Annotated in this window: 10 protein-coding genes, 1 other RNA gene and 1 pseudogene (1 of these 12 only partly in view); 8 read left to right on the plus strand and 4 right to left on the minus strand. The window is 40.0% G+C overall.

Features of this window, described 5'->3' with window-relative positions; all coding sequences use genetic code 11:
- Positions 1–4: 4 nt before the first annotated feature.
- The 7 genes from ACYIB7_RS11380 (at position 5) to ACYIB7_RS11410 (ending at position 9,513) form a co-directional block, all read left to right on the plus strand.
- On the plus strand, positions 5–2,248 hold the full coding sequence (locus ACYIB7_RS11380; protein ID WP_480337117.1) for a fimbrillin family protein: 2,244 nt from the start codon (positions 5–7) through the stop codon (positions 2,246–2,248).
- Between the two features lie 21 nt (positions 2,249–2,269).
- On the plus strand, positions 2,270–4,198 hold the full coding sequence (locus ACYIB7_RS11385; protein ID WP_480337118.1) for a fimbrillin family protein: 1,929 nt from the start codon (positions 2,270–2,272) through the stop codon (positions 4,196–4,198).
- Between the two features lie 232 nt (positions 4,199–4,430).
- A complete protein-coding gene (gene mdh, locus ACYIB7_RS11390; RefSeq protein ID WP_099465814.1) occupies positions 4,431–5,372 on the plus strand; it encodes a malate dehydrogenase in 942 nt (313 codons plus the stop codon).
- Positions 5,373–5,780: 408 nt separating this feature from the next.
- Entirely contained in the window at positions 5,781–6,413 is a 633-nt protein-coding gene (locus ACYIB7_RS11395) for a DUF7847 domain-containing protein (protein WP_480337120.1), read from the plus strand.
- A gap of 61 nt (positions 6,414–6,474) precedes the next feature.
- Entirely contained in the window at positions 6,475–7,287 is an 813-nt protein-coding gene (locus tag ACYIB7_RS11400; RefSeq protein ID WP_099465807.1) for an SDR family oxidoreductase, read from the plus strand.
- Positions 7,288–7,357: 70 nt separating this feature from the next.
- Positions 7,358–8,536, plus strand: a complete 1,179-nt coding sequence (gene uxuA / locus ACYIB7_RS11405) for a mannonate dehydratase (RefSeq protein WP_480337122.1) — start codon at positions 7,358–7,360, stop codon at positions 8,534–8,536.
- 182 nt (positions 8,537–8,718) lie between these two features.
- On the plus strand, positions 8,719–9,513 hold the full coding sequence (locus ACYIB7_RS11410; protein ID WP_480338475.1) for a M23 family metallopeptidase: 795 nt from the start codon (positions 8,719–8,721) through the stop codon (positions 9,511–9,513).
- Between the two features lie 457 nt (positions 9,514–9,970).
- Here the strand turns inward: ACYIB7_RS11410 and ACYIB7_RS11415 are convergent, their stop codons facing one another.
- Complete coding sequence (locus tag ACYIB7_RS11415) at positions 9,971–11,119, minus strand: 6-bladed beta-propeller (protein ID WP_158228538.1); 1,149 nt, start codon at positions 11,117–11,119, stop codon at positions 9,971–9,973.
- A 216-nt stretch (positions 11,120–11,335) separates the two neighbouring features.
- The gene (locus ACYIB7_RS11420; RefSeq protein WP_103984132.1) at positions 11,336–11,551 is read right to left on the minus strand and encodes an NVEALA domain-containing protein; all 216 of its coding nucleotides are present in this window, start codon (positions 11,549–11,551) and stop codon (positions 11,336–11,338) included.
- Positions 11,552–11,982: 431 nt separating this feature from the next.
- Between ACYIB7_RS11420 and ACYIB7_RS11425 the strand changes: the two are divergent.
- Positions 11,983–12,225 (plus strand): annotated as a pseudogene (locus tag ACYIB7_RS11425) (site-specific integrase); the annotation flags it as partial.
- Between the two features lie 49 nt (positions 12,226–12,274).
- Here ACYIB7_RS11425 and ssrA read toward each other — a convergent pair.
- Positions 12,275–12,674: a transfer-messenger RNA gene (gene ssrA, locus ACYIB7_RS11430) on the minus strand.
- Between the two features lie 55 nt (positions 12,675–12,729).
- On the minus strand, positions 12,730–13,021 hold the 3' end of the coding sequence (locus tag ACYIB7_RS11435; protein WP_103984131.1) for an alpha/beta hydrolase. It continues 590 nt past the right edge of the window; only the last 292 of its 882 coding nucleotides appear in the window; the start codon falls outside the window, past its right edge; its stop codon occupies positions 12,730–12,732.

Below are 13,021 nucleotides of genomic sequence, written 5' to 3' on the forward strand. Positions count from 1 at the left end.
AACAATGAAACATACAATCCACTCCTATTGCTTTTGGCTGCTCACGTTAGCAGCCATGTTGTCCGTCCAGAGCTGTACGGACCAGGAAGAATGGCAACCGGCAACAACCGGAACAGAAATCCAACTGTTTGCCTACAAACCCGATGACAGTCCGTCCACCAAAGCGCCGGACAAAACAAAAGAGAACTTCAATAACGGGGATATCATCCATGTCACGGCTGCCTTCACCCCGATAGCAAGCCAATCCAGTGTCTCCATTCCCAACCAATATGCCTGCATGAAGTTTGACGGCAATGATTGGAAAGCGACAGACAACACCTCGCTTGTCTGGCCTTGGAACGCGAAGACCGGTACTTTTACGGCTTACTACATTCCGGGCACGACAAGCGCCCTGAAAACAGGTGATAGCCCGCTCGATCTTTCCACATTGAGCAAAAGCGTAATCACGGATGGCAAAGACCCGCTGAAAGCCACCTACACCGATATAGCCGTAGGCAGTGCCATACACTTGCAGTTCAACCATATCTGCAGCAAGCTGACCTTTACGAGTATCGAAACGGATGTCATGAAGGGGCAGAAAATCCAGATATCCGGAGGAAAAGTAACGAAAGATCTGACATTCACGTTGAATGAAGACAGTACGCTGACAGCCGCTTTTTCCAACACGGCATCTCCTGTCGAAGGTATCGTAGAAAGCAATGATGGTAACAAGACACTCACATTCCTGTTGCCCCCTCTGGCTACAGAGACCGAGTTACGCATGCTGCATCAGGACAACTCCCTTTACCACTCCTTCACGCTCCCGCAAGCATTGGAGGCCGGAAAACATTACTACCTGGACATCAAAAAACTTGCCGACAACTACATAGACGAAAGCCTGAAAGAGGAAGACTGGAATACGGGTGAAGGGGCTGTCACATTAGGTACGGATGGTATTAATGCCTACCTGACGGCCATTCGCGACGGAAAAGCTTATACTTTAAACGACGGAACTCAAATACTCATCCAAATCCAAGAAGGGAATAACCGGGTCGTCGCCCAGATCAGAGATGTAGATTTCGATAACGAAGCGTTTACCCCGGTCAACATCAGTGATAACATTATCTTCCAGGGGAACAACCATCGTATCAAGAATGTAAATATCACAAATACGATCAATGATAACGTGACAGATAAAAACACTGCTCCTTCCGATGGCGATATCTGCCTCGCCATCTTCGGCAAGAACCAGGGGACGATCAAGAACATTGTCCTGGACGGAGTAAAAGCAAGCTGTACTTCTACTAATGAAAAGCTCAGCTATGCAGGTGCTTTAGTCGGCAAAAACATCAACGGGACAATAGACAATGTCAAAATCATGTTTGCCGGGAGCGATAACAATATAGCAGTTACTACCGAAAGCGAAAAACTGTATATTGGTGCGCTGGTCGGCTATAGCACCGGCACCATCAGAAACTGCCGGGTATCCGGAACTGCTACTACGATCTCCGGGACAAGCACGGCTACAACAAGCACACCAAAAGCCTTTGTCGGCGGATTTGCAGGAGAAATAGCAGGAGCGACATCCCACTGCGAAATAGGCGGCATCACGGCTAAAGCAACCGTCAATGAGGCAGCAACCGCCAATGTCGGCGGGTTTACCGGAGCCAACGGCGACAATGGCACAATCGAACACTGCTCGTGCAACACAGCAGTGGAAGTGTCCGGCAGCACGGCGACAGAATCTTCCATTGGCGGTTTTATCGGCTTTGTGGAAAAGAATATCTCTTATTCGACGGCTACCGGCGCTATAGATGCCGGTTCCTGCACTGCCGGCGGTTTTGCCGGGAAGGCGAAAAATTGCAAACTGGACATCTGCTCTTCCACAGGAAAAATAACGGCGACAGGTACGGCAGGAGGATTTGTCGGCATCCTCGAGAATGCAGGCAAAGGCGTTACGATCACGAACAGCTTTACGCTTAGCCAGGCAGAAACATCGGCTACCCTCACCGGAGGTTTTGTCGGCTATGTGGAAAGTGGTACTTCACATGCTGTAAATAACAGTTTTTGCAAGAATACAGATAGCAGCTTCGCGCCGACGACAAGTGTTACAGTAACCAACTGCCATAATAACGGAGGCAAAATCGGAGAGACAGGAAAGGTTACCGCTGAAGGATTAAACAGCAATTGTAACGAAGAAAATGACTGGCTCAAATGGACCGCCACCCCCGCCATCTACGGAGATGGTTTCCCTTATCATATTCGTTAAACTATAAACAGAAAGACAGAAATGAACATCATAACAAAAATCGGCTTATTCAGTACAATCACCTTCCTCACTGCGTGCAGCCAGGAAGAGTGGAGTAAGCAAACAGTGACAGGAGAGGAAAACGAAATACGGTTCTCCTCCACCCTGCAAGAATCCGCCGTTCTTTCCTCCAAAGCGTTAGGAGCCGAGAAAGGCGAAATCGTCCCGCTCCCCTATATCAACGGGATCTATGTACGTAAACATGATAAGGGAGAGGTAAAAACACTTGTTTACCACGTCAAAAACGGTAACAAAGGGACATTGGAAATAGGAGAAAGCGGAACTCCGGCTGAAGGCACAGAAGAGCTGAAATGGGGGGACAAAGAAAACGAGATACCCTTTATTGCCTACACGACTCCGACAGGGGTAACGATGGAGGGTAGCGGCAACGACGACAATCCTGCTTCGGGAACGGTCGATTTCGTTGAGGGTAATAAGAAGAGTGACACTAATCCCGCGAAAGACAAACTGAACGATAAATCCGTTACCCCGCTGGAAGTTTTTATCAGCGCAAGAGCTACGGCCAAATATGAGGAAAGCCCATCCGTCACCCTGCCTTTCAAGCATATAGTAAGCAAATTAAGCATACGCGTACGTAATTGGAACAATGAGGACATCACACAGGAATCCATATCCATCACTTTCTATGCTATCCCACAGAAATGGACGGCTGAGCAAGACAGGGATAACGCCTTGCGTATAACAAAGAAGGCTGAAGGTGTGACAGATGCCCTGACAGTTTCATTCGGTAATCTGGATAAGCAAACAGTCAGTGGCGCAACCTATTCGCTCATCTATCTGCCCCCGCTGACATCGGCTTTGGGTACAGACTTTGCTACAGCCGGTGATTTTTGTATTACCTACAGTGGCAATAAATATTATGGGACTTTGAAGGATATCGATCTTACCAACGGTGAACTCCAAGCCGGTGAACACATGCGCATCACCATGGACCTGTCCGAAAACTTCGGTGTAGGCGTAGGCCCTTGGATTGCTAACTGGAGCGGGCCGGACGGCGAAACAACAGTTTACGGACAGCCGCATGCAGGTATCTATACGCTAAAAGGATTAGAGATATTCAGGGATGCCATAAACAACGGCGGAGAGATACCTGACTCTCTCTGCACAACAGTAGATGGTGTCAGGGCGATCCGGTTATACAACAATATATCCGTACCTGCCGACTTCGGTTCCATCGGCAATGCCGGCTATCCCTTCACCGGCACTTTCGACGGCCAGGGTTATACGATCAGCGGGATCAGTGGAACGGCCGGTTTGTTCGGGACGGTAGGAAACGAAACTACCCCTTCCGACACCATCCGCAACCTCCGCCTCTCCGGCTCGATAAACGGGACGGCAGACGGCATCGCCCTTCTTGCCGACACCGTCACGAATGCGGTCGTGACCAACTGCCATGTGGCAGGGACAAGTTCCGTCACATCCACCGGCAGCACAATCGGCGGCCTGGTCGGCGTAGCAGGCGCAGGTACAACCATATCGCAATGTTCCTTCACCGGAACAATTTCCGGTAACACGATCGGCGGTATTGCAGGAAGTTTTGCAGGAGCCGCAATCAGCAACTGCTTTGTTTCGGAAACGGGAGATGCAACTACCCCGGTCAACATCGCAGGAAGCGGCACTGGCAGCGGTACGATCAAGAACAGTTATTCCGTAATCAAAACGACAGAAACAACGGAAGCGAATGCGGTTATCGGATATTATTGGAAAGAGGTTTCTTTTTCTTCTTTTGACAAATCAACACAATTTGATAAGAGTGGAAAATTCAGCACACAGATAAGCGAGGCTGAAACAACCCTGCTCGAAGCCCTGAACGCCAATGCAGGCGCAGACACAGGCATCAGGTGGGTGTATGTCTACGGCAAAGACTTCCCGGTTCTCGAAATCCAATAGATCGGACGGGGATCGTCTTAAAGACGGTATAGAAACCAATAGGCGGATGGTGAGGATCGGGCAAATAGCTTAGTCCGCCCATCCGCCTTCCCATTTAGCGATAATTAATAATCTGCCCCCGCAAAATATATACGGAAATATTTCTTCATTTCGTAATAGGTTGTACCTTTGTCTCGCTTTTAAGAGAGATGGAAGTATTATTATATAAGTAAAACATATAAAACTTATTATTATGTCTAAAGTAACAGTTGTTGGCGCCGGTAATGTAGGTGCTACTTGTGCAAATGTTCTCGCCTTTAATGAAGTGGCAGACGAAGTTGTAATGCTTGATGTTAAGGAAGGCGTATCCGAAGGCAAAGCTATGGATATGATGCAGACAGCTCAACTACTAGGTTTCGATTCTACAGTTGTAGGTTGCACAAACGATTACGAAAAAACAGCAAACTCTGACGTTGTTGTTATCACTTCAGGTATTCCTCGTAAACCGGGTATGACTCGTGAAGAACTGATCGGTGTTAACGCTGGTATCGTTAAGAGCGTTGCACAGAACATTCTGAAATATTCTCCAAATGCTATCTTGGTTGTTATCTCTAACCCGATGGATACAATGACTTATTTGTCACTGAAATCTTTAGGTGTTGCTAAAAACCGCATCATTGGTATGGGTGGTGCTCTGGATAGCTCACGTTTCAAATATTTCCTGTCTCAGGCTCTAGGTTGCAATGCCAACGAAGTAGAAGGTATGGTAATCGGTGGTCATGGCGATACAACTATGATTCCATTAGCTCGTCTGGCTACATACAAAGGTATTCCTGTTAGCAAATTATTGAGCGCTGAAAAATTACAGGAAGTAGTTTCTTCTACTATGGTAGGTGGTGCTACATTAACTAAATTATTAGGTACTTCTGCATGGTATGCACCAGGTGCTGCAGGAGCTTTTGTAGTAGAATCAATCCTTCACAACCAAAAGAAAATGATTCCTTCTTGCGTTGCTTTGGATGGCGAATATGGACAAAGCGATATTTGCATCGGTGTTCCGGCAATCATTGGTCGCAACGGTGTTGAAAAGATCGTTGAACTTGACCTGACTGCAGACGAAAAAGCATTGTTCGAAAAGAGCGCTGCTGCTGTTCGCGCAACAAACGCAGCTTTAAAAGAAGTTGGTGCATTATAATCGATTAACAAACTCGTTGATTATATAGCCAAAGAGGGTAACTTCAAATTGAAGTTACCCTCTTTTTTATGATTATCTATGTAAGCTCATTCCTAAATAAACACCTATGAAATAAGATTTCAATTGATCAACTTGCCTTAATCATATTACTTCATAATTTATCGGTTCTGGTTATATACTAGACATCTATTTTTCAGAAAAACGTACAAATGTAGAATCTTTTATTGTTTATACATTCTTTTATTCTTAAAAATAGCTTTATTTTATATTTAGATATCAGTCATATATCACATTTTGACAAATCGAAAATCTATTCGTTCAAATTGATCTACGAAATAAAATATAAAATTGCTTTATTCAATAATATATTTTAAATTTGCATTTAAACAGATAAAAACTAGATAATCTATGGAAGCAAAATTTATGATTTCCGAAGTATTCAGTACTTCATGGAAATACACCAAATCCCAGATTTGGGTATTAGTTGGATTACTTATTGGCATGTTTATATTATCATTTACGTTAGGCATATTTGCATTGCCAAGCAGCGGATCAATAACAGGACAAATTATTGTAAATTTCATCAGCATTATTATTTCTCTGATTTTTTCAATGGGATATATTAAAAACTTATTCCAGACTTTGGATGGTATCGAACCGCAGTTTTCTGCATACGGACAACAGGCCCGTAAAATATTCACTTACTTCACAGCCAGCATTATTGTTGGTATTGCTGTATTTATCGGATGTCTCGTATTTCTTATTCCTGGTATTTATTTAGCTTTGCGTCTGCAATTTTTTGCAGCATTCATCGTTGAAGAAGATGCAAGTTTTATGGATTCGATAAAACGAAGTTGGGAAATAACCCAGGGACAAGTAGGACAATTATTTATGTTAATGTTGGCAATGCTCGGTATTATGATCGTTGGAATATTGTTGTTTGGTATCGGGATTCTTTTCGCAATGCCATTGATATATATGATGTATTGTTATACGTTCCGCAAATTAAATACACTAACAGGAACCACTACGGAGTCATAAAAACATAGAAACCACTAAAATTACAAACATATGAGATTATCACACTTTAAATTAAAAGGACATGGCAAATTTATTTTGTATTAAAGACAAAGTCATTATTATTACAGGAGGAGCCGGTATCCTGGGACGAGGTATAGCCGGACATTTAGCAGAAGAAGGTGCTAAAATTATTATTTTGGATCGTGCTGCAGAAGTAGGCGAACAAATTGTTGCAGAAATCAAAGCAAAAGGAGGAGAAGCATCTTTCCTCCTGACAGATGTACTGAAAAAAGAAGTATTGGAACAAAACAAAAAAGACATCCTATCCAAATACGGACGCATCGATGTTTTGCTCAATGCAGCAGGAGGTAATATGGCAGGAGCTACTATTGCACCAGACAAAACCATTTTCGATCTGGATATAGAAGCTTTCAGAAAAGTTATTGATTTAAACCTGTTCGGTACCGTACTTCCGACAATGGTTTTTGCAGAAGTTATGGCAAAACAGAAAGAAGGAGCTATTGTAAATTTCTCTTCCGAATCTGCTTTACGCCCATTAACTCGTGTAGTTGGATACGGAGCTGCTAAAGCTGCAATCACGAACCTGACTAAATACATGGCAGGTGAATTAGCTTCAAAATTTGGTGAAGGAATACGTGTAAACGCCATAGCTCCAGGTTTTTTTCTAACAGAACAAAACAGAACGTTGATGACAAATCCGGATGGTTCTTACACTTCGCGTGCCGAGTCGGTAGTTGCTCATACGCCTTTCCGTCGCTTGGGTAAACCTGAAGAACTTTATGGAACAATTCAGTATCTTATCAGCGAAGCTTCTAAATTTGTAACCGGAACTGTTGCTATTGTCGATGGAGGTTTTGATGCCTTCTCCATATAAACCACAAATACGATCATAAACCACGAAAAGAATAAAAAAGAGTAAATTCAAACCACTAAAAAAGAAATTCATGTATTTATGCAATCAAACTTGGCGCTGGTACGGACCTCAGGATCCGGTCAGCCTCTGGGACATTCGTCAGGCGGGTGCCTCCGGAATTGTCAACGCACTCCATCATATCCCAAACGGAGAAATATGGACAATTGAAGAAATAAAAAAACGGAAAGCGATCATTGAAGAAGCAGGGTTAAAATGGGATGTTGTGGAAAGTGTTCCTGTACACGAACATATCAAAACGCAAACAGGGAACTTTCAGCATTACATAGAAAATTACAAACAAAGCGTCAAAAATTTAGGTGCATGTGGTATTAAAGTAGTTACATACAACTTTATGCCCGTCCTTGACTGGACACGTACAGACTTGGCTTATACAATGCCAGATGGATCAAAAGCTCTTCGTTTTGAACGGGCAGCATTCATGGCTTTTGACTTGTTTATTCTTAAACGTCCCGAAGCAGAACAAGAATATACCTCCGAAGAAATAGAAATAGCCAGGATACGATATGAGTCCATGAGTGAGGACGAACGTCATCTTCTTACCCGTAACATGATTGCCGGGTTACCCGGATCAGAAGAGAGTTTCACTATCGAGCAATTCCGCGAAGAATTATCCCGTTATAAAAATGTGACTGCAGAAAAACTCCGTTCCAATTTAATCTATTTCCTAAAAGAAATTGCACCGGTAGCCGATGAAGCAAACGTAAGTCTGGTAATCCATCCAGACGATCCTCCTTTTTCTATTTTAGGGTTACCTAGAATTTTAAGCACTGAAGATGATTTTCAAAAACTCATTGAAGCCGTCCCTAATCCAAGCAATGGGCTATGTTTATGCACCGGGTCATTTGGCGTACGAAGTGACAATGATTTGGCAGGCATGATAGAACGATATGCCGAACGGATCAATTTCGTTCATTTCCGTAGTACTAAACGTGACCCGGAAGGTAATTTCTATGAAGCGAATCATCTGGAAGGAGATGTAGATATGTATAAGGTGATGAAAGCGCTACTTACCATCCAGCAACGCCGCCAATGCAGTATAGCAATGAGGCCGGATCATGGTCATCAAATGATTGATGACTTAAAAAAGAAAACAAATCCTGGCTACTCTTGCATTGGACGCTTACGCGGACTGGCCGAGTTACGTGGACTAGAAATGGGGATTGCATGTTCGCTTTTCTCTTCCAAATAATACTATCCGGATTTCTTCCGAAAGAATTTAAAATTCCTCTCGGAAGAAATCCGGATTCTTTTTCTCTCCATACTTTTAAGGCCATAATTATTCCAAATAAGTTATAAAATAGTTAGCAGAGGCCTATTCTCTGCCGGCTTTTTATTACTTTTGTTTTATTAACAAAGTTGTAAATGGCAAAAATACTATATAAACTCGCATTAGCATTACTGATTGCAACAGCAACTTATGGTGCAACACCAAACAAAAAAAAACAAAAAAAAGAAATACCCGTATCGGTTAACTTTCCCGAACAGAACATCCCTTTACCTATAAAAGATTTCAGTATTGTTCTGCCTCCGGCTCCTGAAATACTTAAAATACATCCACCTCAAAGAAAAGTTTCAGAAACATTTTCTCTCCGGGAGAAAAGCTATATAGCCATAAAAGATCCTCAATTATTCAAAAACAGCAATACTGAAATCATCGATCTTAGTATCATTCCTGAAGGTGCATACGCATTTCCTCTTCCAAATGGAAAAGTGATATCGCCATATGGAGGTCGGCGGAAAGGCCATTCGGGTACAGATATAAAAACCTGCCCTAATGACACTATTGTTGCAGCATTCGACGGAGTCGTACGTATGGCAAAACCATTTGCAGCTTATGGAAATGTAATTGTCATCCGACACTTTAACGGGTTGGAAACAGTTTATAGTCACAACTCAAAAAATCTTGTTCAGTCCGGAGACTATGTAAAAGCAGGTGATCCCATCGGATTAACCGGTCGTACAGGCAGAGCCACAACAGAACATCTGCATTTTGAAACCCGTATCAACGGAGAGCATTTTAATCCGAACATTATTTTTGATATGGAGCAAAGAACCCTAAAACGAAAAAATATTATTTGCATGAAAAGAGGGAATACTGTCAATGTTAAAACCTCAGATGTTTTGCCACATCAACTGGCAAAAGCCTATAAAAAAACCACAAAATAAGAAAGGAACAGAAAGGAGTAGAGTAACGCATTGATTATACAAAAAATACAGCGAGCAAGCATGAAAATAAATACTATAAAAAGAACAAGGAAGAACCGTTTTTAGTCCTTATTTTTATAACGTGGGGACCAATCTATCTCATACATTAAATATATAAGAACTAAATTCAGAATCATCTTATAAAAATCACCTAGACTATAATTGGCAAAACCACCAGTACAGTTTTTCAGAACGAAAAGTAAAAAAATAGTTTGACGTTTAAGTAGTCATTAAATGGTACTTAAACGTCAAACTTCTACTTGTTAACAATAACCTGACTACTTTTTTCCAAAATAGATCGGCCAGTTCGTCAACAACATTTCTTAGCCGACAAATCATTTTTGCTTATGGTTGTAAAATCAAAAAACTTATATATTAATTCAATGTGAATGAAAATATAAGTTTTTTGATAATTATATTAGAAAAATGAATACACAATTATTATTGGATTGTCTTCTTTATTGATTTCGGGAAAATCAATGGAAGAAACGCCGATTTGTTCCAATAGACTAATATAATTGGCGGAACTTGTCCCAATTGCCAAATGTTTTGAATCTATACTTTTAAGAATATCATAATTTTTAAAGAAAGCATATTGTGTATGATCATATTCATCGTTTATCTGATAACAATTTTTCATTGATTTAGTATAAACAGAGGGATATGTACCATTTGGGAAAAGACCGATAAATATATATTTGTCTAGTTCAACAAAATCACCATTGAAACATTTTGAATTTTGAATATAATCAATATAATTTCGCATGGCATTGTTTCCTTCAAGTGATGGCCTGTTTGTACCTTTTACTGATATCGCATAACGAGGTACAATGTGCTTATCTAATTGGTAAATAGTATCTGAAAGATTTGGATTATAGTAAACGACTTTATTATTTATCATTAAATGATTTGGATGAGTTACCAAATTAAAATCTTTTCTATATGTACTAGGAAAATTGCTACTAAGAATTTCTCCTTTTGAATCAGTTATAACTAATGTATTGTCTAATGATTTACTACCATCGTAAACTCCAGCTGTATTAGTAAATATCCATTTATCCCCTCCAAATTGTTCTACAATTTCACTTCTAAAAGGAAGATTACGATCTTTAATATACTTTCCATTAAGATCATAGTATAAGGCTTTCCCATTATTTCCATCTATTACAATAATTGATTTTTTGTCAGGAGTTAATGTTATATAGGTAAAATTATTATATTCACCTGGTCCATTCCCAATATTACCAACTTTATTGAGAAAGTTCCCTTTACAATCAAACAAATATATGCCTTTTGAAGATATGTTGTCTCCTACAATAATTCTGTTTTCAGCAAATACCAGATTGGATATAAATCCGATTAGATTATCATCAATAGTTTGAAGTGGAATAAAAGATATGTCTTTTATTATACTGTCTAGGCAAATATGAGGATCATTATTTGATATAGTTATATTATCAATATTTGCCATATTTTTTTTATCTGTATCTTTTTGGCATGAATTTATAACTATTACTAATCCTATTACAATTAGTAATTTACACATATTCATTTTTATTTCACTCATATACATTCATTTTAAATTGTAAAAGTCATTGCTAATTTCGTATCTTATTTTTATAATTCTTCGTAAAAAGGGAAAATGAGTTAATCTTTTTGTAATATAATGTTTCAATAATACGTGAAATACAAAAAAGAGAGGTGATATTTTACCTCTCTCTTTATGTTTTTTATCGTTTATATAAATAAACTTCACGTTTAAACTGAAATATTTCTTTTTTCTTTAACAAGCATTACCTGGTCCGTTACATATATTCCTATCTAAAATGGGATTATATTTAAAAGCCGAATGGTATTCACTCCCGCTTTCTCCACCTGCTAATGCTTCAATATTATCCAATGTCAAATCAGATAGTTTAACTTCACTATTTTGGCTGAAATACCAGCCCGCGATTGTTATCGCACTTACGGAAACTAAACCTACGATTTTTTTCTTCATAATTACTATTTTATTAATATGATTGTTAGGAAATATATTATTTTGCAATTATTGGGTTTTAAGCTTTTAAACTTTTAATTTTAAACAAAATTAACTGATTAAGTGATTTTTAAAGCAAAAAAAATAATGACATTTTAATGACATTTCATATAATTACAAATTTTACCAGATTATAATAGGCATCGATGGTTGATACATCAAAGCATTAATAACTAACCGGTAAACCTTAATCGGTGATTCCTCTTTGTCGGTTGGACGTAATCAGATTTTTACTACTTTGCCATGATTTTAATTATTTATTGTTTAACCATTTGATCTCTTTACTACATCTCCATCTACCCACAGTTCCCCTTTAACATGAGGATCTATGGTATATAAATTACCAAAGACAATTCTTCCGTTTCCTATTTCTTGAGCAATAGTGCCATCCCTATTATATATGGAAAAAACGAATAGACGAAGTTTATCCAAAATACAAATTACTCGGAACACATTCAGGGAGACGTACGTTCATATGTAATGCACTAATGCTTGGCATCTCACCTGAGGTTGTTATGAAATGGACTGGGCATAGCGACTACAAATCAATGAAGCCATACATTGACATTGCAGATTCGGCAAAGCGAGAAGCCATGAAATTATTCAACAAAAAATCAGCTAAAACAAACGCTTAATCCCCGAAATAGTCCCTAAACAACAAAGACTACTGATAATCAGTAGTCTTTGTGGAGCTGGAGAGATTCGAACTCTCGTCCAAACGAGGAACTAATTTGCTTTCTACATGTTTATCTTCGCCTTCATTGTCGGAACTAAGCAAGACCGAAGCCACCCACTTAATTCTTATTCTCTAAACTTTCACAAGAAACCCGAGACTTATTTCTCGCTATCTCCGATATTGCTGCACCACCTTATCGGAACGCTTCGGAGCAACAGCATCCGGGTGATGTCACGTCCCCGCAACTATTGCAGGGATTAAGCTTTAATCTACTATACTTCGATTAAGCAGCGAGAGCGTAATTGTTTTCGCCAGTTAATTGTTCGTTGTCTGAGATTTAAGTGCAAGCCAACCACGCACTACATGCTTACAAACCACTTCTGCCCGCTGTCAAAACCGGTCAGCCCCTTAGTTTGCAAATACAAAGATACAAAAAATCTCCATATTATATCATCTATAAACCCTATTCTATTATATTAATTTCGTGAAACCAATCTTCTGCTCTGTCAGGCCACTCATTAACAGAGGCTCCTGTATCACGTAACCCAAACCCATGACCACCATTACTATATAAATGCATCCGTGCAGGAACCCCAGCTTCCTTCAATGCATAATAATAAAAAAGACTACTATTAATATAAGACTTGTCATCTTCAGCCTGGACAATCATTGTAGGTGGTGTCTCCGATGAAACCTTTAATTCCTGGGCTAACTGAAAATTGCCACCATCCAAATAAGCAGGATATACCAATAAG

Source organism: Parabacteroides sp. KHUB-03 (assembly GCF_056640975.1).

Coding starts and splice junctions, on each gene's coding strand:
- ACYIB7_RS11380 (WP_480337117.1), top strand. CDS start 5: ATGAAACATACAATCCACTCCTATTGCTTTTGGCTGCTCACGTTAGCA.
- ACYIB7_RS11385 (WP_480337118.1), top strand. CDS start 2,270: ATGAACATCATAACAAAAATCGGCTTATTCAGTACAATCACCTTCCTC.
- mdh (WP_099465814.1), top strand. CDS start 4,431: ATGTCTAAAGTAACAGTTGTTGGCGCCGGTAATGTAGGTGCTACTTGT.
- ACYIB7_RS11395 (WP_480337120.1), top strand. CDS start 5,781: ATGGAAGCAAAATTTATGATTTCCGAAGTATTCAGTACTTCATGGAAA.
- ACYIB7_RS11400 (WP_099465807.1), top strand. CDS start 6,475: ATGGCAAATTTATTTTGTATTAAAGACAAAGTCATTATTATTACAGGA.
- uxuA (WP_480337122.1), top strand. CDS start 7,358: ATGTATTTATGCAATCAAACTTGGCGCTGGTACGGACCTCAGGATCCG.
- ACYIB7_RS11415 (WP_158228538.1), bottom strand. CDS start 11,119: ATGAGTGAAATAAAAATGAATATGTGTAAATTACTAATTGTAATAGGA.
- ACYIB7_RS11420 (WP_103984132.1), bottom strand. CDS start 11,551: ATGAAGAAAAAAATCGTAGGTTTAGTTTCCGTAAGTGCGATAACAATC.